The sequence below is a fragment of the Butyricimonas faecihominis genome, assembly GCF_033096445.1.
GTDB classification, from domain to species: Bacteria; Bacteroidota; Bacteroidia; order Bacteroidales; family Marinifilaceae; genus Butyricimonas; species Butyricimonas faecihominis.
Genome location: NZ_AP028155.1, coordinates 3,898,215 through 3,924,813 on the forward strand (window position 1 = coordinate 3,898,215; position 26,599 = coordinate 3,924,813).

Below are 26,599 nucleotides of genomic sequence, written 5' to 3' on the forward strand. Positions count from 1 at the left end.
TAAAATGAAAAGGACTATTTTAATAAGTTTGTGTTGTTGTTTGACAGTTTTTGGAGTTACCGGTCAAGGTATAAACTTTTTCCGGGGTTCTTTTGAGGAAGCTTTGAAAAAAGCGCAGCAAGAAAACAAACAGATCTTTGTCGATGTTTACACTTCTTGGTGTGGTCCTTGTAAGATGATGGCTAAAGAGGTATTTACCCGTTCCGATGTAGGAAGTTTTTTCAATACTCATTTTGTATCTTTACAGTTGGATGCGGAGAAGGAAAAGACAAGCGGCTTTTTTAAGCGTTATCAAGCCAGCTGTTATCCTTCGTTCTTTTGGCTAGATTCGACAGGGAAAATATTGGATATGTGTACAGGATATACGGAAGCCGAAAAGTTCATTGAAATAGCAAAACAAGTGAGTGAGTCTAATTTGAGTCAACGTTGGGAAGAAGGTCGGAAACGTTGGGAAGCGGGAGAACGTTCGGCAGATCTGCTCGAAGGATATGTGTTTGGAGTTTTGGCCAAGATACAACCTGATTCTGTACAACCATTAGTGTTTGAATATCTAAGTAGCCAATCAGAAGAACAACTGAAAAGCCACGAGAATTACAAAATTTTGCGAAGATTCATGCGAAGCGCTGGAGATAATTTGGCTTTTCGAATCTTGATGGCAAATGCGTCTGTTTATTGTACATACGATCCTGAATTTTGGCAGCATATGTACCGAATGGTTGTGCGTGCGGGGATGATCTTACGTGGAGATGGAGAAAAGTTTCAAGATTATCGAGATTTTTTAATCTCTCTAAAATCTCCTTTGTCCCAAATGTATCTTGAAATCATAGATATGGAATTACTTTTATTCCAAGAAAAATACAAACAAGGATTACAACAGGCTATGATGCTCACGGAACGTTATCGGAGGGGCCATCCTTATTTGGCGGGAGAATTTTTCTACACTTTGATTATTGCTCATTATTTCGAAAAAACATCACTTCAAGACAAATTAGCGGACACGGTGATAGACTTGGCGGAACAGGCTTTAAAAAGTTCTCCTTCTCAGCAGACCTTATTGTATTCTGCAATAGCTTATGCTCATCAGGGAAACTATAAACGGGCTTATGAATTATTGGCCTCTATGCCATTCTTTCCGAGACCGATATTATCAAATGCTCTGTATCCGTATTTAAAACTTCCGATAATACATAGGGAGTACCTTAAGGAAGAAAACTCCCTGGAGAAATAAAAGAAGGCTAACGTTCATTTTTATATTAAACACGTTATTATTTTTGTTGTCAGCATCTCTATTTATAGAGGTGCTGACAGTTTTTTATATTAAATATAGTGGGTTTGATTTGAATTTCACAATTGGATGTGAAGCAATAGTTTTGTATATTGTGATACAATTACGGAATTGAGAGAATTGTTTGAGAGTCTAGTAAACGAGATTGATGGACAGAAATTCAAGGTTGCTCCTTTTGTCATATCGCTTTTCAATATTTTAGGCAGGAAATATGTCGATTACATCAACTTTATTGTACGATCAAACAAATCAATGTTTTGTGGAAATCTGTTGGAGATGAAGTTTGAATTTTGAAAATCAATTTAATACACCTTTGATGGAATGTAGATAAAGGAAATGTTTATTTGGTTACTTAAATGATAGTATGGATTAAATACATTGAGTCATGTTGTAATTGAAAGTGGAATTTTTCATGGAGGGAGATTTAGAATCGGTTGCTGTTTATTTGAAAGAAGAGATTGAATAATTTATCACATAGCTTGTAACGTTATCGTCATATTTTTAGAAATATTTTTTTAATTTTGTTTTCACCCGACTAGGGGTATGAATTGTATTATATATGAACAAGGATATTAAATATTAATAAATGTTCGTTTAATGATATTTACAATTTTATTTGTTGTTCCCACTACTTTTTTCTTATTTGTATTTGTTTGTCAGTTATTTATAGTTTAAGGTTATTTCTTGTTTTCTCGCAAAATGTAATGTCAACAATCGAAGGAATAATGAGTGATTTGATACCAAAATTAGATATTTCTTACTTGATTGTAAAAGCTCTAAATGGAGAACTTGAGGGGACAGAAAAACAGAAATTGAAAGAATGGCTTGATGAAAGTGAGGAAAATAAAGTATCGTATTTGAGAGTTCAGAATCGAAAGAATCAAGCTCAACGTTTGGAGGTAATTCGAAAGTTGAATAAGCGGGAGGCTTGGAAAAGGATAGATCATGGGACGAGGGAACATAAGTATTTTATATTTAAATGGATTTATAGAGGCATTGCAGTTACAATACCCATGATACTATTGTTTAACCTGTATTATAATAAGCTAGATCGAATTGATCGGGAATTGGTGAAACAAGAACATCGGGAAATTCATCCGGGAGAAGTAAAGGCAGAATTGATTCTGGCTAATGGGCAACGCTTGGCCCTCGATGCGGAAAAGGAGAATTCCGTGGAGTTAGATTTGGATGGGGTAAAGATATTAAAGGAGAACCGGGGAATACGTTACGAATGTGAGGATTTGGATGGAGATATCCCGTATCATGAATTAAGGGTTCCACGAGGAGGAGAATACCCGATTACGTTGGAAGATGGGACAGAAGTGTATTTCAATTCGGAAACAAGATTTCGTTATCCCGTGAAGTTTGGTGATCGGGAGCGTAAAGTGTTTCTCGTGGGGGAGGCCTATTTTAAGGTGAAACGGGAGGTTGACCGACCTTTTATCGTGGAGATAGGAGAGAATCGTATAGAAGTGCTTGGAACGGAATTTAATGCTCGTTATTATCCGGAAGAGAATAAGCAAATGACCACGCTTGTTTCGGGGAAAGTGAAATTTATTTCAAAAGATGATAAAAGTCTTGTGCTTGCTCCGGGAGAACAGGCGGTTCTGACGGATGAGGGTGTTTTGTCCTGTGAAACTGTTGATGTGACCCTGTACACGGCTTGGAAGGACGGGAATTTCGTATTTCGCAAACAGCGATTGGAAGAAGTACTAAACACATTGGCACGTTGGTATGATGTGGATGTTTTCTATGAAGATGTTTCTCGCAAGGATATTGAATTTACCGGGAATATTCAGCGATTCGAGCGTTTTGAAGAGATCGTCGGGCTTTTGCAGATGGCAGGTGATACGGAATTTGAAGTAAAAGGGAAAAGTATTTTCGTGAGGCGTAAATAAAGGACGAGGTATTTGCACTACCTCGTCCCTAAATCCGGCAAAAGCCGGGATTGTTATATTTTAAAACTTTACAAATGTATGAAAAAAACAGGTAATTGTGTCCATCTTCGGATTAGATGGTTGTTAAAAATGTGGTTAGCTATGAGGTTTTTAATGTTTTTTCTACTCTTGAGTGTAGTGCCGGTTTCGGCGTCTGTATTCGGTCAGGATGCTAAAGTGTCTTTGCAGGTAGAAAAGGCATCTCTCGAAAAGGTCATGAGCATTTTGGAGAAATCCACGGATTACAGGTTTGTTTACCAAAACAGTCAGGTGGAATCCGTGGGTAATTTGACCTTGAATTTTAAGGATTCCGACATCCGGGATGTGATGACGGAGTGTTTAAAGGGGTCCGGTTTGACTTTTAGTGTGGTAGGCGTGAATGTGGTGATTGTTCCGTTGGGAGAGAAACCACAGGTGCCAAAGGAGGATAAGAAAGAAAAACAAGTGAAAGGACGGGTTACGGATCAGGAAGGTCTTCCTTTACCGGGTGTTTCCGTGTTGATTGATAGTACCACGTTGGGTGTGGTGACGGATATCGAGGGAAATTACGTGTTGACCTATCCGGAAATGAGTAATGTACGTTTACGTTTTTCTTTTATCGGGATGCAAACGAAGTACGTAACAGTGGGTAACAACACGGTTATCAATGTGGTTTTGGAAGAGGAAGTGAATCGTTTGGAAGAGGTTGTGGCAGTTGGGTATGGCACCACGAAAGCAAAGGATATGACCGGGGCGGTATCTCGTTTAGGGAAGAAAGAGATCGAAACGGCACCGATGGGGGCTTCTATTCAATCCATGTTGCAGGGACGGGCCCCGGGGGTGAACGTGATGATCAGTTCGGCATCTCCGACTTCGCCTGTATCGGTTATAATCCGAGGTTCCTCTTCTTTGTCCGGAGATTCTCAGCCCTTGTGGGTAATTGATGGGGTACCTGAATATTCGGCTGGGACTTCCGGTAATATTTCCAACACGTTGTATAATTTGAACTTGTCAGATGTGGAGACAATAGATATCTTAAAAGATGCATCTGCCACGGCGATTTATGGTTCGAGGGCTGCAAACGGGGTTGTATTGGTGACAACTAAACGAGGAAAAAAAGGCATGACTCCGACACTGGAATTTTCTGCCCGTTACGGGATTCAGACAATGAATGCGAATGATTTCGGGGTGTTGAATGCCAAAGAATATATTGCCTTGTCAAAAGCTGCCGTGCGGGCTAGTTTCTTTACAAGAGGTACATTGGATTATTTTACCCGACAATATATTGATGAGGCGAAATTTAATGCTGCCACGAATAATAGCCAATTTGATTTGGAAACACTGGAGGATGATTTCTTCCTGAAGGATGCTTATTATGATGGTGATACGGATTGGTGGGATTTGATGACACATAATGCCGCGACGCAGGATTATAGTTTGGGAATCCGCGGAGGATCGAAAGAATCGTCTTATAATGCTTCTTTCTTCTATAAAGATCAGAAAGGAATCGTGAAAGGTGGTAGTTCTAAATTGTTAGGTGGTAGTTTCAATTTTGATGCCTCTGTTCGGGAGGTGATTCGTTTCAAATTGGGCTTGCGGGCGACATCCCGTGTGACGAATGACAAGGATGATATGATCAGTACAATTTTGGATATGCGCCCGGATTACCCGGCTTACTTGGAAGACGGATCGATTAATATGATCAGTTTTTACGTGGAGAATCCTCTTTTTTCGTTGAAGAACACGAAAGAAGGGAAAGGAAAAGATTTCACGGGATCATTGGGATTGGAATGGGATATTATTCCCGGTCTTACCTTACGGACGAACGGGACATTGAAGTATGGTATTAATAAGAATTTGACCTACGACCGTAAATATTATGATGACGGGACAAGTTCTTCAACGGTTTCCAAAAATGAGTCGTATACTTATGTGTGGGATAACACGTTGAATTATCTTAACACGTTTGGAGATCATAATTTGGTCGGTTTGTTGGGATTCTCCATTGAAAAGTACGAGTCAGACGGATTGTCGGCATCAGGCTCGAATTTTCCGGATGATGAGGTATTGACGAATTTGGGGAGTGCGGCAACGAAAAACTCGATAAGTTCAAGTTATTCTTCTAACACGTTGGTTTCTACTTTTGCCCGTGTGGAATATAAATTTAAAAATCGTTATCTCGCCACGTTTACTTTCCGTGCGGATGGTTCTTCTAAATTCGGTCCGGATAAACGTTGGGGATATTTCCCGTCGGGAGCTTTGGCTTGGATTATTTCTGACGAGAGTTTCTTGAAAGATTATTCTCATATTGTTTCTTACTTGAAATTGAGAGCCTCTATCGGAAAGACCGGATCACAGAATTTGGGTAATTATGACTGGAGAACGTTGATGGGATCAGCGACGTACAATAACGCTCCGGGAATAAAACCCTCTTCGCTGGGGAATGATATTTTACAGTGGGAATCTCAGGTACAAAAAGAAATTGGTTTGGATTACGGATTCTGGGATGATCGTATCCGGGGATCTATCGGTTACTACCAGAAAAAGGTCGATAACTTGTTGTATAGTGATCCAGTACCTTATTCATCTTCTTTCTCTTCAGTTACCCAGAATATTGGTTCTTTGAAGAATAAAGGTTTCGAGTTTGATGTTAAAGTGGATATTATCAAGAATGCTCAGAAGGATTTGACTTGGGATTTTGATTTCAACGTGGCAAGAAATGTTACGACGCTGGAAAAATTGAATAGTGAGGATGAGTATTTTGGTGGTGGTGCATATCAATATTTTAAAATTGATGTCGGAGGAAAAACCGGAATCTTGTATGGTTACAAATATGGCGGTCGATTGATCCGGACAAATGAGGAGTTAGTAGCCTTGAAGACGGTGAATCCAGAAACGGGGCAACAGCAATATTACCGGGATAATAATAATTATGAGCGTCCGGGAGACTTGTATATCATGGATTTGGATGGTGACGGGCAGATCACGGCTGACGGTGATCGGACAGAAATAGGTAATGCGAATCCCGATTTCTTCGGAGGATTCGGTACGACGGTTTATTGGAAAGGATTGATGGTGAACGCCACCTTTACTTATTCGGTCGGGGCTGATCGTTTCTATGATGAAGAAAAGAATAGTGCCGGAGACATGAACGTGTACAATACCTCCAAGAACGTGTTGAAGTCTTGGACGATGAATCCGGGTGTGGATCGGGGTTATCCGAGAGCCATGTATTATGGTTGGGGATCGAATTCCATTATCACGGATCGCTATGTTCACGATGCATCTTTCATGAGATTATCCGCTTTGAATATTAGTTATCGTTTGCCTCGTCGTTTATTCGGTTCCAGTATCGTGAATGCGATTGACGTGACATTCCAAGCAACGAATTTGTTTACTTGGACGAAATATCCGGGTATGGACCCGCAGGGAAACTTTAGCACGTCTTACAGTGCATTTTATAATATGGGTATTGATTACAGCTCTTACCCGTCAGCCAGAACCTACAATTTGGGAATAAAAATAACTTTAAAATAAGATATGATGAAGAGATTAAGTTATTATATCATGTTGTTGGGGATCGTGTTCTTTACTTCATGTGAGGATTTTTTGGATCAGGTTCCCAAGCATAATTTGACACTGGATAATGCCGTCACGGATTATAGTGGGGCAAAAAATATTCTGAACGGGATGTACTCGATCGTGGCTTCCAATTCTGCATTCGGGGGTGCGACTTGGTGCCGCCTGTCTTCACAAGGAGGATTTTACTCTTCATATACGGCTAATTTTAATATGGTTTATAAAGAAGGGTCTAATGACATGGATGGGACTTGGCAGGCTTTATACTCTTTGGTGAACTCTGCAAATGCGGCAATAGAAGCGATTTCGAATCTGGCCGAGAATAAATTTCCGACTCCGGAACGTAAAAAGGAAATGTTGGCTGAAGCTCGGTGTATGCGGGGTTGGGCTTACACGAATTTGTTCTGGTTGTTCGGGAGATGGTGGGATACGGATGATTCGGCTTACGGGATATTGTACCGGGATAAGATGGCAAATTTGAGTAATTTGCAGGTGCCTCGTAGCAGCGTCGGGGAATCGTACACGAAGATCTTTGAAGATTTGGATGATGCAATCGCCAATATGCCGGACTTCACGACTTCCCGTAGTTTGTCCCGCCAGATGGCACAGGTGTTGAAAGCAAAAATCTTACTTTATCGCGGGGTTATGCGTGGTTCTACGCAAGATTTGAAGGATGCGTTGATGCTAGTGGAGACCGTAAAACGGGATGCTCCTTCCAATTGGCAAATGGAATCGGATATAGAAGCTATGTATGAAGTGGGTTGGGATTCGAAAGAGGTTCTGTGGGCGAGGTATTTGGGGGATTTTGCCAGCACGACGAATTACGAGTTTGACTATTCGTATAACATCGGTTATAATAATACCTATTCGGATATTGCAACCGGGTGGTTGAAGGAAGATCCTCGCTATGAGGTGGTCATGGATTCTGCCCGGGCTCCTGAGACTTGGGATACAAAGATGGTGTTTACTCCGGTGAAATTATATCATGGAGGACGCTATGATACGAAAGATGCTCCATACGCAACCTATTATTTCCGCTATGCCGAGTTGTATCTTATGGAATCGGAGTTGAAAGCCCGTTTGGATGATTATTCTTTGGAAGAAGCATTGAAGCCTTTAAATGATATGCGGGCAGTGCCGGACAAACCCTGTGTTACCGGCTTTATCTCCCGGAAGTAAGAAAGATTTGTTGAGAGCGATATTCCGGGAAATCTGGGTAGAACAGTTCTTGGAAAATGGAAGCGAGTATTTTGCCTCTTTGCGATTTATAAATGACACGGATGCCAGTGCTGCCCAGAATAAACCTTGGATATACACGCTGAAACCGGATGTGAATTTCACGGAAAATCAGTATTGTTGGCCGATTCCAGAGAACGAACGGTTAAAAAATCCTCTGGCAGTACAGAACCCGGAACTTGGTAATTGATGTTTGACAAAACAAGTAAATATATGAGATTTATGAGAAATTTGTGGTTTATATTCATTCTGATTATAGCTTTTATGGCATGTTCCGATGATAAGGATGTGCTAGCACCTGTACCGAATGATGTAACGCTGAATGAGCTGGAGTTGGGGCGTTTTACCCATGCGATTCCAGACGGAGGCTTTACTTCGAAAGCGGCTCACAAGAATTCTGTAACGTTTAATACAAAGAAAAATAGTGACGGGACGTATGCCGGGTTTGCTTATTCAAACCGGAATAACCGTTCCTTTACGTGGACGGCTACTCAAGAGGCTTTGGATTCAAATATTTATAGTGTGTACACGAGATTTCCCAATGCGAATGAAGTATATGCTGTTGGACGGGTTGAGGGAGATGATACTTATTTTACGCTGGGAACTCCGGCCGTGGTAGAACATATTCTAGTGGCTAATACGACTTATACCTATTTGGCATTGGTGTATGGGGATCAATACGGGACAGAAGAGGAACCGGTTGCTAATCCCAATATTCCGGGTAGTGCGAATAAAAAAGGGGTATGGTTCACGAATGTTCCGGGAGGTGTGAAGAAAATGGTGGATGCCGATAAGGATTTTTACAAATTGATCGTTACCGGATATAACGGGGAGACAGAAACTGGTCAAGTAGAGTTTTATCTGTGTACCCGGAAGGGAGATCCGAGTCATCCGGCTTGGAGCTTGGTGATTAACGATTGGTATAAGGTGGATTTAAGTTCCTTGGGAGAAGTGTCGAAAGTTGTATTCCATGTGGCATCATCGGATATAGAGGCCGGAACCGGTCGGATGAGGACTCCACCGTATTTCTGTCTTGACGGGATTAGGATTAAAGAATAAATTCAATGAACAGGGACTGATTTTTCAATCAGCCCCTGTATAATATGAATAAAAATTACTGTATGAAAAGAATTGTATGTTTATTGATATGCGTATGTGGCTATTTTCAGCTATTTTCGCAAGGAGTCGATTTTAAGCAAATCACGCTGAAGGAGGCTTTGGAGCAAGTAAAGGCTCAAGGAAAGATGGTGTTTGTGGATTGTTACACGACATGGTGCGGCCCTTGTAAAATGATGACGGAAGAGGTATTCCCTCAAAAGGAGGCCGGGGACTTTTTCAATGCTCATTTCGTGAATGTCAAGTTTGATATGGAGAAAGGAGAAGGAAAGGAACTTTCCAAGCAATTTAAAATACGGGCATACCCGACCTTTTTACTTTTGAATCCGGAGGGGAAGGAAACGTATCGGGTTGTTGGAGGCGGAGAACTTCAAGAGTTCATTCTTCGGGTAAAGAGAGGTTTGCAGAAAGAAAATACATTGGAGGTATTGGAAAAGGAGTACAAGACCGGAAAGATGACGAAAAAACGCATGTTGGATTACGTGCTGACGTTACAAGATACCTATGATAATGAGCGTTTAAAAGTGGTGGCGGATGAATTGGTGAAGCGTTTGACTTCTAAAGAAAAAATGGCTAAGCCTTATTGGGTAATATACGAGGATAGTTTCCTTTCTCCTTTGACATCCGATAATTTTGCTTTCCTATTAAAGAATAAAGCGGCTTTTGAAAAGAGTATCGGGGAAGAAAAAGTAAATCAGAAAATTGCTTCTGCCTATTCCGGTATGTTATATAGTTATGTTGCTGGGTTTGCAAAGAAAGAGGATGTCGGGCGGTTGGATGTGATGCAACAGCAATTGAATGAATATGATCTGCCGGGTAAGGAATATCTTCAAACCAAATTGGCCTTGGCTTATGCCCGTTGTAATGAGGATGTAAACGAGATGATATCAATTTTGGAACGAGAAGTACAGAATTTGCCGCAGGCAGAACTGTGGACTTTGGCAACCTCTTTGCAATTTGTGGAGAAAAAGGGAGATAAACAGCAATGGCAAAGAGTTGCTGCATTGGGAGATCAGTTCGTGGAATCGGCAGCCGGAGAAGATTTAAAAGGATATTTGAAATCTTTTTTCAGTCGTTTTAAGAAGCTGGCTTCTGTCGGAGTGTATTGGGAGGATCTGACTTTGGAACAGGCTTTGAAGAAAGCGGAAAGGGCAAAAAGTATGGTATTCATGGATTGTTACACTTCTTGGTGTGGTCCTTGTAAATACATGACTTCAAATGTGTTCCCGCAGGAGATTGTGGGTGATTATTTTAACGAGCATTTTGTGTGTCTGAAAGTTGATATGGAGAAAGGAGAAGGGCCGGCATTAGCCAAACGTTATGGCATACGAGCTTTCCCGACGTTCTTGATTTTGCGTCCTGATGGTAGCGTGTATCACAAATTACTCGGTTCCGGTGAGGCGGATGCATTTTTGAGACGTGTACAGGAAGGAATGGTAGAAGAGAATTCCACGGGGTATCTGGACCGATTGTATGAAGAGGGAAACCGGGATAAGGCTTTCCTATCAAGGTATATTCAGTCTCTGTTGTCTATATATGAGGAGAATAAGGCGAAGGAAGTGAGTGCTGTCCTATTGGGATTGTTGGATGAGTCTGAAAAGGTGGATAGTAGTTACTGGTTTATTTTTGAAAGTCCGGCGTTGACTAAAAAGGGAACAGATCATTTTAAATATTTGGTAGATCATCGGGAGGAGTTCATCCGGTCGTTGGGTAAAACGAAGGTTGATAATAAATTATATGCCGTGTATTATAATCAGTTGAGTTATATCTTGAAAGGGTATGATAAAAAAAGTACAATAGAAGATGTGGTAAACATGAAAAACGAGATTAAATCTTTTAAGTTGGAAAAACGAAAAGAGTTGTCTGCATGTATTGATATAACGGAAGCCTATCTGAAAAAAGATGTAAAGGGCTTGTATAGCCGTTGTAAAAAAGGATTTAAATTGTTTCATGATGACGAAGCGATGAATATTGCGTTCCCGGTATTAAAATATCTGAAAACGGAAATGAAACAAGAGGATGATTTACAAAAGTTAGTTCTTATGTTGGAGGCAAATATTGAAGATGAGTCTTTAAGGAAGTATATTTCAATGAATATAGGGCAATAGTTTGTGTGTGAATGAGAATTATTTTCTTGTAATTAATATTGTCAGTTGTTCGTGTTAAGGGGCTATATAGCCCCTTAAAGTTATAAATAGGTTTTAATTTTATAAAGAAAAAGAGACTATATTGAAACATAATGAAATAAATCATTTCGTTTTTACATTTTCATTTCTATCTTTGTTTTACGTAAAGAGGAAATAAATAAAGCGTAAGTGTATGCAGGAACAAACTTCAATAAAAATCCAAGGATTGACGGTTGGTGACAGAAAGGTGTATCAACAGATCTTTGATACTTTTTATCATAGTTTGTGCTTGTTCACGCACCGTTTTATCGATGATCTGTCTGTTTGTGAGGATTGTGTGCAGGAGGCGTTTATTTCCTTGTGGGATAACCGGGAGGAAATGGCATCTGCGGCTCATGTGAAATCTTTTTTGTATCAAGTCAGCCGTAATAACGCACTGAATCATTTGAAACATGAGCGGGTGAAGAGTGAGTATATGGCCAAAGGAGTGCAGGAACTGGAATCACAGGTTTGTTTTATCAATTACGTGATCGAAGAAGAGGCAGAACGGATACTGGCTGAGACAGAACAAGAATTGGCACCGAAATGCAGGGAGATTTTCAAGCTTGCCATGCAAGGGAAAGATAACGAGGAAATTGCCCGCTTGTTGGGAGTTTCGGAGAACACGGTGAAAACGCAGAAAAAGATCGCCTATAAAAAGTTAAAACAGAAAATAGCAGAAGTAACGATGTTACTCCTACTATTGAATCAAGTGGTTGGTGAGTGATTACGGTTTTTGATAAACCTATAATTACTTTAATTCAACTTTAATGAGAAGGTAACATCACCTTATTTCAAGTGCTATTTTTATGTACCCACAACCAAAAATGAGAGGGTGTGGAGGTGGATGCCATCCTATCTAGTAACGTTGTTTAAACATATACCAAAAAATATTAAAAAAATAGACTACAAAGAGGGGGTAAACATATTATTATTTTCGTAATTTTGGTGCTGATGTATGAATTGAAGTTATGATGAGGAGGATCACGGCACTATTTTTCTTCTTGGGCGTGTATGTTCTAGGGTTTGCTGAAAATACACGGGGGAAGGAATATATACTGGTGCTTAACTCGATTAATTTTAACGAGGCTTGGGCGAACAATCTATACCAGAATATACGGGATGAATTCTCGTCCCCGGGGTTTCATGTTGAGGCGGAAGAATTGTCTATTCCGATGATGACGCGGATCGAAGATGTGGAAGAAAAAAGGGAATATTTATTGTCCCGATATTTAAAGCCGCCTAAAGTGGTCGTTTTTATCGGGGATCCGGCGTGGCTTGTGTGTCAGCCTTTATTTGATCGGGAATGGAAGGATGTTCCTGCCGTTATCTGTTATTCTAGGGATTCCATGCCGAGTAGTTTAGAAAATTTTGTCAACAAGGATTTTTTAGGAAAAGGGAAATTCATGTCGACGGAGGTGGCTACCGAGGGATATAATCTGACCGTGGTGAAACATCCCTTTTATGTTAGGAATACGATTGATTTGATTCGGAGATTACAGCCTGGGGTAAAGACGATAGCTCTTATTTCGGATGATCGTTATATTAGTACCATGGTTCGGGAGGAAGTGAGTAGCGTGTTGAAGAAGGATTTCCCCGAGTTGGGATTGGATTTGTTGACATCGATGGAGATGTCAACAGAGAAATTGCTGGATACATTGATGGAGTACAGCAGGGAAGTGGGTATTATTTATAATTCTTGGTTTTTAGGTAAAAGGCAATCCGAGAGTCATTACTTGTCAGATAATCTTCAGAAAATTATATATGGTTTTGTTGATGCCCCCGTGTTCACGTTAACGGAGATGGATATGGAAACGGGTGCTTTTGCCGGAGGATATTTTATCTCGGCATCGGATTTTGGTAAAGTGGCTATTCAAACCATACGGCAAATTTTGGGTGGTAAGCCGGCCCGGGAGATAATGGATCGGGTGGGGGGCAAACCGAAAATCTATTTAAACTATCATCATTTACAACATCATGGTGTAGACCCTGATAGCATCACGGGAGATGTCGTGTTTTATCAAGTCCCGCCTAATTTTTACCAACTTTACAAGGAGTATATTATTATCGCTTTGGCATTTATCATGTTGCTTGGAGCGCTCGGGATGATGCGTTTTCATGTCATGTGTCAGAGACGTCAGCAGCGGCAACGGGAATTTCAATTACTTTCACAATATCGGAAATTAGTCGACAATATGCCTGTCATTTATATTCGTAAGCAATTGCTTTTCGACGAGGCGGGGAATGTCGTTGATTTTATATTTTGTGATGTCAATAATCTTTTCGAGAAAGTCTTTCATTGTACTCGGGACCGGGTAGTCGGGAAACGTTTGACGGAGGCGGACGTGGATAACCAGCTTTTGGATTATATGATGGATAAGGAATCCAAACGAATAACTTCTTTTGTTTTTCCGGAAGAAAATAATGAAATTCATTATTACGATAAATTATCTTTCCCGAGTTCCGAGAAGAATTTTATGGATGTGTTCTTTATCGATCGGACGGAAGAATATCTGGTTTCCTTGAAAATGAAGGAGCATCAAGTTTCGCTGGAGGCGTTGAACCGGAGGTATGAACTGGTGCTGGGTGTGACACGGCTTATCCCATGGACGTGGGATCTGTTGAATAAGACGATTAATTATGACATTACATACGTGACTCACGAGCTTTGTAAGACGAAGGATTCGAGGATGATGACTGAAATGGAAGGGGATATGCTTGTTCATCCGGATGATCGAGCAGGAATGCATGAGGCCTATTATGACTTGTATTACGATCGGGCTGATATTGTTCGAAAAGAACATAGGTCTATGTTTCGGGGGAGATCAAAAGAGTATGTTTGGTTCGAGAGTTTCGTGACCGTGAGCGAGAGGGATGGAGAGGGTCATCCCACCTTGTTGGTTGGAGGATCTCTACTTATTGATGAACGGAAGAGGATGGAAGAGGAATTGTTGAAGGCGAAAGAGGCGGCCGAAATATCGAATCATTTGAAGTCAGCTTTTCTCGCTAATATGAGTCATGAAATCCGGACCCCGTTGAACGCTATTGTCGGTTTTTCTAACGTGTTGGCTTACACCGAGGACGAGAATGAACGGCAGGAATATATTAAGATTATAGAGAATAATAACACGTTGTTGTTGCAACTGATCGGGGATATTTTGGATTTATCGAAAATTGAAGCCGGTGTGTTCGAATTCGTGTATTCCGAAATCAATCTGAATGTATTACTGACAGAAGTTGTCCGGGCAGCTCGTTTACGATTAAAGAATGATTCGGTCGTTGTGGAATTCGTGGAGTATTTGCCCGAGTGCGTGATCTACTCTGATGCGAATCGTTTGATGCAGGTGTTGCATAATCTTGTTACGAACGCCATAAAATTTACCACTAACGGGAGTATTCGTGTCGGGTATCGGCTACAAGAGGATGAGTCGTTGTATTTTTATGTCTCGGACACGGGATGTGGTATTCCCGCGGACAAGTTAAAAGAGGTGTTCGGGCGATTTGTGAAATTGAACTCTTTCCAACAGGGTACGGGATTGGGACTTTCCATCTGTGAGAGTATCGTGACCCGGTTAGGGGGACAGATTGGGGTAATATCAGAAGTGGGGCAAGGATCAACCTTCTGGTTTACCTTGCCGAAATCTTCGTGGCAACAAGCGGATTAATTCATAGTTTAAATCTGAACAGGTCGTTGAATGATTCGCTCATGGAGGGGTGCGTGAAGATGAAATCCCGCAGGAATGTGTAATCCTGTCCCGTTTTCATGGCGATAGCTACGATATTGATGATTTCGCTTGATTCCGGACAAAATAGTGTACAGCCCAGTATCTTTTTCGTGTCTGCATCAATGATAGCTTTCAACATTCCCTCTGTTTTGCCGATCGTGTGTACTCGTGGAATGGAAGAGACGGTGAATTTGTTTACCTTGAAATTCAGGTTCTTTTTCCGGGCCTCTTCTTCATTCATTCCGATGCGGGAAAGCGGGGGCTCGATAAACACGGAATAACTGATTGGTTCCCGGTTGGTTGTTGCCCGATCCCTATTACCGAATAAATCTTCCCGGATGATTCGATAATCGTCCAGAGAAACATAGGTGAATTGCAGACCGCCTTTTACGTCTCCTATGGCACGGATATGGGGTGTTGTTGTCTTCAAATATTCGTCCACGATGATGGCTCCTCTTTCGTTGACTTCGACCCCGGCCGCCTTTAGATTCAAGCTTTCCGTGTTGGGTTTCCTACCCGTGGCGAGGAGAATTGCATCCGCTTGGAGCGTGTTCAATTCGCCGCTTGCTGTATCCTTATAGGTGAGGGTAGCTTCTTTTTCGCCATTAGTCACGGATTGCACGTTAGCATTCAAGATGAAGCGAATCCCTTTTTTCTCCAGTACTTCCTGCACGTTGGCTGCAATATCCCGATCTTCCCGGGGAATCAATGCCGAGAATCCTTCCAACACGGTGACTTCCGCTCCGAAGGAGGCGTACATGGAGGCAAATTCCAACCCGATGTAACCACCTCCGACAATGATTAACTGTCGGGGAAGTTCTTCCAGTTCCATGATCGTTGTGCTTGTGAATACTTTGGGATTATCCTGAATCCCGCTGATCGGGGGTATCACGGTTTCCGCTCCCGTGTTGATAAAAATGTGTTTTGCCGTTAGTTCGAAAGTCTCTTCTTTTGTTGTCACCCGAACGATCTCGGGTGAGACGAATTGTCCTTCGCCCGTGTAAACCGTGATGTTGGGGTTCCCGGCGAGGTTATCGTAGTTTTTTTGGCGTAGCTTGTCTGTTACATTATTTTTGAACGCGATAGCCTTCCGGTAGTCCGCTTTCCGTTCTTCGAAAGAGAGCCCTTTTTTCAGCGTGGCAAGTTCTGCTTGGTGGATGAGTGCTTTGGTCGGGATACACCCGATGTTGATGCAGGTTCCCCCGTACATTTTATCTGATCGTTCAATCATGGCAACTTTCCAGTCATGTTGAGCCAGTTCCGTGGCAAGGGTTTTACCACCTTTGCCGAAACCGATGATGATAGCGTCAAATTCTTTCATGATTCTTGATGTTTTAATTGATTTAATATGCGTTGTGCAGAATCGGATAGTAGCACTATGGCTCCTGCTAATATGGCCGTGTCTTTAATCACGAGGCGTCCGGCTCCCGATAACAGGGGAAAACCAAATTCCCCGCTTCCCAGATTGGGGACCCATACTTCGGGTGTCGTGGCAAGAAATGACAAGGTTCCGATAGTCATAATAATGGCCAGAATATCCCCGATGATGCCGATGCGGGGAAAGAATAATCCAAGGAAAACCAGTATCCCGATGGTACAGATCAGGGCTCCCAGCCCGTAGGCGAAGGTGTACGTTCCGTTTACTTGATGCCATTCCCGGTTTTTGATTACGTAGGCTCCTTCCGCGTTTTTGTATTCCTTGTATTCCGGGGCTTGTTTGTTGTAGAAGAAACTCATGAAGGGACTGTTGGCAACGAACGGCACAATCCCGTCAGCCTCGTAGTGATAGTATTTCAGCCCCCCGATCCACACGAAAATGATGAGGATGGCCACACGGATCAGTTTTATGCCTAAACCTTTGCTTGATGCTGCTATCGTTAAAAAACGATGAATGGATTTTGTTACTTGCTCGTTCATTTTATTCCTGAATTAGATTGTTTAACTTCAGGTACAAAGATCGGCTATCCGCATGTGGTTAAAAATGGCAATTTTTCCGTTTTAGTTGTCAATTTTTCCCGATTCTTTCAACTGACGTTTGTATTGTGTAATACTTTCCCCGGAAACTTTCTTGAAGAAACGGCTGAAACTTGCTTGGTCTTCGAAACCTAAGAGATGGGCGATCTCCTTGGCTGTCATTTCGCTATATAGTAAAAGCCGTTTTGCTTCCGCCTCTACCCTCTGGTGGATCACTTTCAACGGGGAAGGTAAATTGTATAACGATAAAAGGTGCGAAAGGGTTTTAGGGGATTTGCATAACATATCAGCGTAATCCTGCACTTGTTTCTTTTCTTTGAAATGCTGGTCTACAAGCACGTAAAAGCGACGGACGGAGTTGAAACTCTCTTCCATGTCCGGTGTGATATGCAGGTTTTTGCGGGCAACCCGTGTTGCGTGAATGATAAAATGTTTCAACAGGATGCGCAACATTTCTTCTTTCAAGTTGTCGTTTACTTGAAATTCGCTTTGCAGGCTGGTGATGATGGCCTCGCAAGTTGCTTTTTCTTCTTCCGAAAGGCGGAAGTGCATGATGCGGGAGGTACCGTTGAAAAGGAATCCGCTACATGAAACTTCGTGGTCGTTCCCGTAGATGCAATAGAAATTACTGTTAAAAAGGAGTATCATGTAGTCTCCTTCGGATTCCTTGATTTCCAAGTGGTGAAGGTTGGTCAGGGAAATAATATCGTTTTCTTGTAGCGTGATGAGTTGATGGTCAACGTCTATCGTGACGGTTCCTTTCCTTGCCCAGATAAATTTGTACAAACTGTTATCTTCACGGAGTGTTTTCGTGAGTTGAAAAGAATCCGTGAGGGCAATTGTCCCTTTTAGTTTCGTGTTGAAGGTTAATTCCATTGGAAGTATTTGTTAAATTACGTCGTCCCTTGTGCAAAGGTTCGTATTTCCGTTGGAATGTGGAGAATAAAAGAGCGTGTCAAAAGTTATTTTATGAACTCCCTCCCGGCTCCGCCGTACTCCCTCTATAAACAGAGGGAGAGCTAAAATACTCTCTATCTTCGGGAAGATTCACCAGCTCCTCCTCTGTTTATGAGGCCACTGAAAAACGTTTTAACACTTACAATTTGTAAGTTAGCTAGAGATATACAACCAGTTTTTGGCGAATATTTAACAAAATATAGTCTTATATAGGTATTAAATTCTCTTTCTAGTTTCAAACTGTAAGTAAAATCAAAATATTACCTCAAAAAGAGGGACTTTTTCAGTGGCCTCGTTTATAGAGGAGGTGGCAGCGTAGCTGACGGAGGAGTTTGTTGAATAAAATGACTTTTGACACACTCGCAAACCGATTGGTAATCAGCCTCCCCCTTGTATCAAGGGGGAGGAGCTGTTTTATGAAGGCAGACAAAAAGAAAAGATATCTATATCCAGTTGTTTTTGGATAGCATCTTGTAACAGTAAATATTTTTGTTCTACCAAGGGATATTCTTCCATGAGTTCGTCTAGTTCCTCTTTCGTGGAAGAGAACAAGAATTGAAAATATTGCTGCACGTCCATCTCTTGACTTGGGATAAATAGAAGACAATCTTCCGGGTCTTCGGTTTCGGACATATAAGGATCGAACGTGATGAATCCACATTCTCTGGCCTCAATAATTCCCTCTTCTACCGTGTACGATTCAAACAGGCTGTAGTCCCCGTAATACTCCTTGCTTACTTCGAGGAAGGCTCCCGGTACGAACCATGCCTCACGCTTTAGTAAATATTCGGTCCAAAGACTTTGATTAATATCTCCCCGGTAATTGTTGCGGGTGGTTTCATCGAGAGTTGCCAGATCGTCATTGATGTTTGCGATAGCGATAAAGCCGGAGCTTGAATAGGCGTTGACTAAATCATAATCACCCAGTATCCATAACTCAATACGATTGGCCAGTTGAATCGTGAACGGGAAATATTTCTTTTTGAAATTGTCGTCATAGATATTCAAGAACTGCTCCTCGATAAATTGCAGTCCGGTTTTAAGGACTTCTTTTTCCTGTTCCGGGGCTTTTAGCGAGATCGGGTTTTGATTGTTAAAGTTATAAACGTAATCGCTGGAATCCGGGTTGGTTAGGATGACCACGCCGTATTTCTGGTAAAAGTCATAAATGTAATGTTGTACGTAATCGTTGGGATCATCGGTTAACGTGTACTTCCCGGCTTGTAATTCCACCTTTGGATTGTTTTCATCATGACATCCTAGAAGGATAAAAAATAGGGGTATGATATATATACTTTTCATAGTTTCGGTTTTTATAGGTTTATAGCTGTTCGGGGCGTTCGATGTTCACGATAATCTTATTTTGCTCTCTGATCTTTTTAGGGATCGGTAGCGTGTAGGATTTACTTCCCGCGGGTAGAATGTATTCTTTCCGACTTCCCCCGTTCGTGAAAATGTGTCGTAGTTCCGGCATTCCCTGTCTTCTCAGGTCGAACCAGCGATGTTTCTCGAAACAAAGTTCTCTCCTGCGTTCTTCCCAGACTTTGTTCAGGGCATCCTCCCGGTTGGTGGCCGTGATTTCGTAATCGTTCTCGATACGCTTTTCCCTGATTGTGTTAATATCCGTGATGGCCGATTCCCACTTATCCAAGAAAACTAAAGCCTCGGCCCGGTTTAGGTAGGCTTCTGACAGACGATAGGTATTTCCGTAGGACTGGGAATTCGTGCTACTGAATTTGTGAGGTTTCTTATTCTTGTCCCAAAATGTGGTTTTGCGCAAGTCATCATTACTAAAAAGTGAAATGATCTTATCGGAGACAAGGTATGTTGCATACGTGGAAGAGTAATTATAGATAAAATCAAAACTGGCCATGCCGTAACAGAACATGATCTCTGGGTTATTTCTGTTGATAAAATAGGAGTAGGAAGTCAGGCCGGCTGTATGTAAGTCGTAGAGCTGGTACCTCTCGTTATTGATAACGCTGTCGGCATAATTCTTGGCTAACTGGTACTCTTTTTTGTAAAGATGCAGCCGGGAGGCAAACAGGTAAGCCACGTCTAGGCTCGGGTGAACCACATTCTTGGTCCATTCCGTGTTTTTAAAACGTGCGATCGACTCGTGTAAATCGGACTCTATCTTCGCGTACACTTTCGCTAGAGTCTCTCTGGAATAGATGTTATCCATGATCGTGATTTCCTCGTTAATCGGGACCCCGAGGGCTTTCTCGGCTTGCTCCGCGCTTTCGTAGGGTTCTCCGTACAAGTTTATTAACTCGAAATAAGCTTGGGCCCGCATGAAATAAGTCTCTGCCAGTAGTTGATTCTTTTCTTCATCCGTGCCGTGCATGGAAGGTGTTTTATCAATGATGATATTGCAGATGAAAATGGTATGATATAATTCGCTCCATGCCTCGTCATTCCTCGTCGCCAGATCTCGTCCCTCTTCGGGTTCCCGTTGCCACGTGTAGTAGCCCCACAGCTGGTTGCGGTATTCATACTGGTTCCCGTCTTGATCCGCGAAATCATCTGTCATGACGGACAAATATTCGGTGTAGTCTTTTTTGTTCTGGATGATCTCTCCGAGTAAGAGTTCTCGCAGGTGAGAGACCGTTTTAGGAACGACTTTATCCTGTGATTCGGGTTCAAGGAAATCATTACATCCTTGTGTCAACAGGACCAGAATTGCGAGTATAATATATATTTTTTTCATGACTTCAGGGATTAAAAATTAAGTGATAGCCGCATGGAATAAGTTTGTTGTGGTGGAATGGAGCGAGCCCCGAGGCTGATTTGTTCCGGGTCCCGTCCCTTGAGGGCTTTATCTTTGATAACAAAAAGGTTGGACACGGAGAACCCGAGATTCAATGAATTCAGAAAGAGCCTTTTGCACCATTCTTCCGGGAACCTGTAATTCAAGGATAGGTTCGTGCAACGTAAGAAACTACTGGACACGGTCCGTAAATCCGAATAATTGTACATTTCCCACAAAGATGCCGCAACAGGGTATTTCAAATCCTGCGGGTACACCTTCACGTAGGCATCATTCCATTCCGATATTCTTAAAGCATCGTCACTTAACCGAGGTATGTTCGTCCGGTCTTCATCCCCGGGTTTTCGCCACCTGTTCACGTATTCGGTACTCATGTTTTGCTGCGGATAGGGCAGCGTTTGATTCGCCACGTAGAGGTTGTTTAATCGAACCTTATGCCCCAAGTTAAAAGCGAACGTGGAACTTAGAGAGAAACGTTTATACCGGAAGTCGGCAGAGAGACCACCGCTTAAATCCGGCTCCCGGCTTCCCATGGCAACGAAAGCCCGGGCGTATGCCTCGTCGTAGGAACTGATGATGAAATCCCCTTTTTTGTGACCATCCCCGTCTTCCAAGTATTGTTCGTTGTAGTTCTTGAATGTCGGATAACCATTAGCGTCCAATTTGTCAAATTGATAGGAGTAGAACGTGTTTACCGGTTTGCCGTTGGTGATCACGCTTCCATTGACGTAATTTGTATAGGTGGTATGTTGTTCCTTATCGGCGTTGGTAACCTTGTTGTACACTTTGGATGTATTAAAGGATAGACTTATCCCGTAGTCTTTGCGATTTAAAGGTTTAAGCCCGACGGATAACTCCCAACCTTTATTCCGAAGAGAACCTCGGTTGATGGCCACCCGGGATGCCCCGTTCGTGGAGGTAATTTCCTTGGTCACGATCATGTTCTTTCCCGTCTTTTTATATCCTTCTAGGGTAACGTCAAGTAAGCCTTTCAAGACAACCAGATTGATTCCCAAGTTGTAGGATTGTGTCTTTTCCCATTTTAAATGGTCATTGGGAACCTTGTATAGCGTGGACGAATACTCTTCCGAGATATTATCCATACCCCCCATGGTCAGGATCATGTCGGGAACTTGCTCTTCGTTGACATTTCCCTGTATACCGAAAGAGCCTCGCACGGCTAGAACCTCCAGCCATTTCACATTTTGAAGGAATAGCTCCTCGTGGGCGTTCCATCTTCCGGAGATGGACCATATCGGTAGGAATCGGGTGGAAATGTCTTTCCCGAATTGATTTGAACCGTCAGCCCGGATGTTGAAATTGAAACTGTACCTGTTGTCGAACGTGTAGGTGAAAGCCCCGTAAAAAGAGACTTTGTTGTCTTTGGTGTCCGTGATAGCCGGATAGTTTTCGGCCACGGTGTTCCTGTACTTGCTGTAGTTTTCCAAAACGATCTTGGCGAATTTGTGTCCCCGTTCCCGGAGATACCCGTAATTTGTTTCAGTTTTACCGTCCATCTTCCTAGAGTTGATTTCTATTCCGGCAATGGCGTTAACTTCATGTTTTTGGAACGTTTGGAAATAGCTGAGGGAACTTGTTAACTGGTAGGACTGTCCCCGGTAATCCTTTTCATTCAAGATCCCACCCATGGGAAGTTCCGTGTCCGTGTAATAATTGGAGGCTAATTTCGCATCGGGTTCTTTGACGCCGTACGCGAGCAACCGTTTGGATTGTGCGAATGTGGATTGTTCGTCCACCCATTCCTGTTCATTTGTGTGAGTAGTGGTCAGGTTGAACTGGGTGTGCCAGTTGAACATGGAGAACAGTTTCCAGTCAAGGTGAAAATTCATGGACGTGTTGCTGGTCGTACTCTCGTAGCCGGAATGATCCAGTTCGTGAAATATGTTGAACTTAATATCCGGCGAGTAATAATCTTTTGCCGTGTTTTTCAACCCTTCTTTCGTGGTGTAAAAATAATCACTTCCGTCCTCGTTGTAGGCGGGGATAGCCCGGGAGGTTTCATACGCGTACTGGTACAGATCGACAGAACTATGCGTGCGCTTGCTTTTTACCCGGGCAGAGGAAATGTCTGCCCCTATTTTTAGATTGGGGTATAAATTGACATCCACTTTTGCCAAGGCGTTGTAGCGAGTGTATTTTTCCGGCTTTGCCACGCCTTTCTGATCGTTGTACCCGGCTGATATGTAATAATTCACCCGATCACTTCCCCCGGAAACGGATAGGTTATAACTTTGCGTGAACGAGGTGTGGAACAGGAGATCGTACCAATCCGTGTTCATTTCCTTTAGTTTTTTCACCTGTTGGTTGAATTCTTGGTAGGTGATGCGACGCTCCCACAGATCCCTTAACGCTCCTTCGTAACCGATTTCAGACGGGTCATATTTGTTGAAATGTAATGCTTTCTCCTGCATTTCTTCCGAGACCTCGATACGGTCTTTCGAATTCATTTGTTTCATGATGGAATAGTTTGGGCGGGCAACGACGGAAAGGTTCGTCGAGAAGTTCACCCTTGGCGGGCCGGATTGGCCTCTTTTGGTGGTGATCACGATCACCCCGTTGGCGGCACGTACCCCGTAAAGAGCCGTGGCAGAGGCATCTTTTAAAATGTCAATCCGGTCAATGTCTTCCGGGTTCAGGAAGGAAATCGCGTTCCCGATCAGATTCACGTTGTCCATGCTGTTGATCTCTTCCGGGGTAAGCGGTATCGGGTCGGAAAGGATCACGCCGTCGACCACCCACACGGGTTCCCGACTTCCCGAGATCGAGGAGGAGCCTCGAATCCTGATTTTGGGTGCTACTCCGGGGGTTCCCGACTGATTAATGGCCTGCAATCCCGGTATTTTTCCTTGCAACATCTGGTCGATGGACGTGTTGATCGGGTCCAGCACGTCTGAACCTTTCACGCTCACCACGGCAGATGTCAGTTTGCGTTTCTCGATTACTTGGTAACCCGTGACAACCACTTCTTCCAGCTCTTTTTTGCTTGATTTGAGCGTGATCGTGACCGTTTTTTGTCCGGTATAGGGTAACGTGACGGATTCCATCCCGATAAAAGAGAAAACGAGGGTGTCCTTTTCCTGTAACTTAATCGAGAATTCTCCTTTCGTGTTCGTGGTTACTCCATTGCTTGACCCCTTCACGAGGACGGTTACTCCCGGCAGGGGTTGTTTGTTCTCGTCGAAAACCAGTCCGGTTAAGATATTTTTCTCGGGTTCTGCCATTTTGGGGGTAATCACGATGATGTCATTCTGGAAAGTGTACGAGAATCCCGTGGGACGCAGTATTTCTTCCATGACTTCCTGAACACTTTTATCGCGGACAGAAATGGTGATTTCCCCGATCTGTTCACCTTGATTGGTGTTGAAAATGAAGCAATAACCTGTTTGTTTTTGAATCTCGGCGAAAAATTCCTTGCTTGTAGCGTTCTTGAAGTCCAGCGTGACTTTTTTCTGCTGCGAGTAGCCGGAGGCTGACAATCCGAGGTTAAAAACCAGAAGAATGAATGTGCAAATCTTCATAATTAGAATAATTTTACTTTTAGGACGCCCATGTACATGAGGTCGAAATTCAAAAGTTTTCATAAATTTGTGGTTTAATCTATTAGTATTTGAATAAATGAGATGTCCAGTCTGATTTATTCATTGTTCTGTAAGGACGGATGATGGTGGAACATCTCCGTCCTTTGTTTTACCTGTTCGTGTACTCGTTTTTGTTTATAATAATTGTTCTTTCTTTTATATGAAATGTAGCGCTAACGGTGGATTCAATTGCATTTAAGATGACATCGATGTTGTCATATCGTTTCAGGTAACCCGTGAAACGGACATCCTTTACGGATTCATTCTGATAAAATAGTTCCACGTCATACCACAGGGCAAGCTTGTCCAGAATGGTTTCCAGACGTTCGTTGTCAAATAGGAATATGCCTTCTGTCCAAGCCGTGTACGGAGTGGTATCGACCTCTCGGATGATGATATTCCCGTCAGTTTTTTGCACGATGGCTTGCTGGCTGGGTTTCAAGATATACTCTTGCGATGAATCTTGCACCCGGATTCCGACAGAGCCTTTGACTAGCGTGGTTTGTATTTGATTCCCAAGTAATGTGTTTATATTGAACGTGGTTCCGTACACTTTTACTTGGACGTCTTCAGCGATAACGAGAAAAGGTTTGTTCGTGTCTTTGCTTACTTCGAAATAAGCCTCTCCCGAAAGGAATATTTCTCGTTTGTCGGGAGCGAAATTCTTCGGGAATCTTAATTTGGAATTCGAATTCAGATGCACGAATGTTCCGTCCGGTAAGGTGATTTTGAATTCCCCGCCACGGGGTGTTATTAGTTCATAATGTTGTTTTTCCTTTTCTGCCGTGGAGTCTGATACATAGATGAGTTTGTCACCTTGTAAAACTAAATCGATCCCTTCCGGTAGCAGGGGTAGTGCGTGATCTGGCGATAAGTCAATCGTTTTCCCTTGTGACAGAATCAAAATTGCTTTGTTGTTTCCATGAGTGATAGGTGATTGCGAAATTTCACGGGTTGTTGGCTCTTGATTCACAAGTAAATAAACAAGTCCCACGAGTACGGGGACGAGAAAAATAGCCGCGTATCGGCTTAAACGGTAAATAGACTTTACTTTATGAGGTTGGGTATTCTTTTTGAATTTTGAAAATGCTTTTTCGGAATCGATGTGTTTTCGGGTTTCAAACTTTTGAAGCCTCTTTTCGGGGGAAATGACCTGTTGAAAGAAAGAGCGATTCTTTTCGTCTTCTTCCAGCCAAGCGGTTAACTCGTCTTGTTGTGTCTCGGAAAGTTTGTTTTCCATGTACAACACGATGAGCTGTATAATTTTGCGGTGCCTGTTATTCATGAGTATTCATTTTGTATAACAAACAGCATGGGTAGTAAAAAGTACGATGCCAAAAATGAAAAAAGTACTTTTCCCCTATTCTTCTTTACTCTTTCTTTATTCTCTCTCTATATTCTCACTACTTTCTTTACTGCTCTTCTACTGGTCTTCTACTGCTCATATACTGCTATTATAGTATTAGAACTATTTATTTCAAATTAAATAGCTCTTTTTATACTAGAGAAGGTGCAGGGATATACTAGCGAAATGACGAGGAATCCCCGGTATATGTATTTTTACATGAATAGTAAAAAGAAAAATAGCGGGTTCAGTCTTTCTTTTAAACGTTGAAATGCCTTCTGTTTTTGGCTTTTAACCGTTGAGAGGGAAATGCCGAGTTGTGAGGCAATTTCATTTTCTTTTTTCCCGGCCAAGTGTAATTTGAATATTTCCTTACAGCGTTCCGGCAATTGGTCGATGACGTTGAAGAAAATACGGTAGATCTCTTCTTCCATGACTTGGAAAACTTCCGATTCGTCTGATATTGATTCTCCTTGCCGGTAATTGATGTAATTTAATTCTGCTTTTTGATGTTTCAGGTGGTTGATCGAACGATTCCGGATAAATAAATAGATAAACGAATGAAATGCGGAGATAGAATCAAAATACGTGTCTTTTTCCCACAATAGAGTCATTAAATCCTGTACAATGTCTTCGGCAACTTCCTGTCTGACATAGTGCATGGCGTACATGACCAAAGATGCATAGTAATCTTTGAAGAGCATTTGGAAAGCTTCCTCTTTTTTTCGGTTTAGCGCTTTGATGAACTGCTCGTTCGTGTGCATGGTGATGTAACGTTTAATTCTCTTCGCGTTAAAAATAGGAAATTAAAAAGGAAATAACAAACTGAGGAATGAGATGAAGGGGCAGTTCAAAAAGTCAATTTTCAAACTCCCTCCCGGCTTCGCCGTACTCCCTCTATAAACAGAGGGAGAGTTGAGATACTCCCAGTC

General features: G+C 42.2%; 17 protein-coding genes. 9 read left to right on the forward strand and 8 right to left on the reverse strand.

Features of this window, described 5'->3' with window-relative positions:
• Window positions 1-4: 4 nt before the first annotated feature.
• From R8806_RS16070 to R8806_RS16110, 9 genes are all read left to right on the forward strand, one after another.
• Window positions 5-1,228, forward strand: a complete 1,224-nt coding sequence (locus R8806_RS16070; protein WP_124317135.1) for a thioredoxin family protein — start codon at window positions 5-7, stop codon at window positions 1,226-1,228.
• A gap of 782 nt (window positions 1,229-2,010) precedes the next feature.
• Window positions 2,011-3,183, forward strand: coding sequence for a FecR family protein (locus R8806_RS16075; protein ID WP_164719783.1), 1,173 nt, complete (start codon window positions 2,011-2,013; stop codon window positions 3,181-3,183).
• 141 nt (window positions 3,184-3,324) lie between these two features.
• Entirely contained in the window at window positions 3,325-6,738 is a 3,414-nt protein-coding gene (locus tag R8806_RS16080) for a SusC/RagA family TonB-linked outer membrane protein (protein ID WP_229782974.1), read from the forward strand.
• Window positions 6,739-6,741: 3 nt separating this feature from the next.
• Entirely contained in the window at window positions 6,742-7,959 is a 1,218-nt protein-coding gene (locus tag R8806_RS16085; RefSeq protein ID WP_317715713.1) for a RagB/SusD family nutrient uptake outer membrane protein, read from the forward strand.
• Window positions 7,931-8,206 carry a RagB/SusD family nutrient uptake outer membrane protein gene (locus R8806_RS16090; RefSeq protein WP_317715715.1) on the forward strand — a complete coding sequence of 92 codons (276 nt, stop codon included), beginning with the start codon at window positions 7,931-7,933 and terminating at the stop codon, window positions 8,204-8,206. The genes R8806_RS16085 and R8806_RS16090 overlap by 29 nt, the downstream gene beginning before the upstream one ends.
• 32 nt (window positions 8,207-8,238) lie before the next feature.
• A complete protein-coding gene (locus tag R8806_RS16095) occupies window positions 8,239-9,075 on the forward strand; it encodes a DUF4465 domain-containing protein (protein WP_164719781.1) in 837 nt (278 codons plus the stop codon).
• Between the two features lie 62 nt (window positions 9,076-9,137).
• Window positions 9,138-11,240, forward strand: coding sequence for a thioredoxin family protein (locus R8806_RS16100; protein WP_167513921.1), 2,103 nt, complete (start codon window positions 9,138-9,140; stop codon window positions 11,238-11,240).
• A 211-nt stretch (window positions 11,241-11,451) separates the two neighbouring features.
• Window positions 11,452-12,024: an RNA polymerase sigma-70 factor gene (locus R8806_RS16105; protein ID WP_087421361.1), complete on the forward strand. Its 573-nt coding sequence runs from the start codon at window positions 11,452-11,454 to the stop codon at window positions 12,022-12,024.
• Window positions 12,025-12,268: 244 nt separating this feature from the next.
• Window positions 12,269-14,962, forward strand: a complete 2,694-nt coding sequence (locus R8806_RS16110) for a sensor histidine kinase (protein ID WP_229782975.1) — start codon at window positions 12,269-12,271, stop codon at window positions 14,960-14,962.
• 1 nt (window position 14,963) lies between these two features.
• On the opposite strand, the gene R8806_RS16115 is transcribed toward R8806_RS16110, so the two are convergent.
• The 8 genes from R8806_RS16115 to R8806_RS16150 form a co-directional block, all read right to left on the reverse strand.
• Window positions 14,964-16,343, reverse strand: a complete 1,380-nt coding sequence (locus R8806_RS16115; RefSeq protein WP_124316352.1) for an FAD-dependent oxidoreductase — start codon at window positions 16,341-16,343, stop codon at window positions 14,964-14,966.
• Window positions 16,340-16,939, reverse strand: coding sequence for a DUF417 family protein (locus tag R8806_RS16120; RefSeq protein WP_124316351.1), 600 nt, complete (start codon window positions 16,937-16,939; stop codon window positions 16,340-16,342). The genes R8806_RS16115 and R8806_RS16120 overlap by 4 nt, the downstream gene beginning before the upstream one ends.
• 81 nt (window positions 16,940-17,020) lie before the next feature.
• Window positions 17,021-17,872, reverse strand: coding sequence for a helix-turn-helix transcriptional regulator (locus tag R8806_RS16125; RefSeq protein ID WP_124316350.1), 852 nt, complete (start codon window positions 17,870-17,872; stop codon window positions 17,021-17,023).
• 495 nt (window positions 17,873-18,367) lie between these two features.
• A complete protein-coding gene (locus tag R8806_RS16130; protein WP_124316349.1) occupies window positions 18,368-19,255 on the reverse strand; it encodes a hypothetical protein in 888 nt (295 codons plus the stop codon).
• A 19-nt stretch (window positions 19,256-19,274) separates the two neighbouring features.
• Window positions 19,275-20,663, reverse strand: a complete 1,389-nt coding sequence (locus tag R8806_RS16135; RefSeq protein ID WP_124316348.1) for a RagB/SusD family nutrient uptake outer membrane protein — start codon at window positions 20,661-20,663, stop codon at window positions 19,275-19,277.
• 11 nt (window positions 20,664-20,674) lie between these two features.
• The gene (locus tag R8806_RS16140; RefSeq protein WP_164719594.1) at window positions 20,675-24,262 is read right to left on the reverse strand and encodes a SusC/RagA family TonB-linked outer membrane protein; all 3,588 of its coding nucleotides are present in this window, start codon (window positions 24,260-24,262) and stop codon (window positions 20,675-20,677) included.
• A 169-nt stretch (window positions 24,263-24,431) separates the two neighbouring features.
• Window positions 24,432-25,607 carry a FecR family protein gene (locus tag R8806_RS16145; RefSeq protein WP_124316346.1) on the reverse strand — a complete coding sequence of 392 codons (1,176 nt, stop codon included), beginning with the start codon at window positions 25,605-25,607 and terminating at the stop codon, window positions 24,432-24,434.
• A gap of 275 nt (window positions 25,608-25,882) precedes the next feature.
• On the reverse strand, window positions 25,883-26,431 hold the full coding sequence (locus R8806_RS16150) for an RNA polymerase sigma factor (protein WP_027201681.1): 549 nt from the start codon (window positions 26,429-26,431) through the stop codon (window positions 25,883-25,885).
• Window positions 26,432-26,599: the final 168 nt, after the last annotated feature.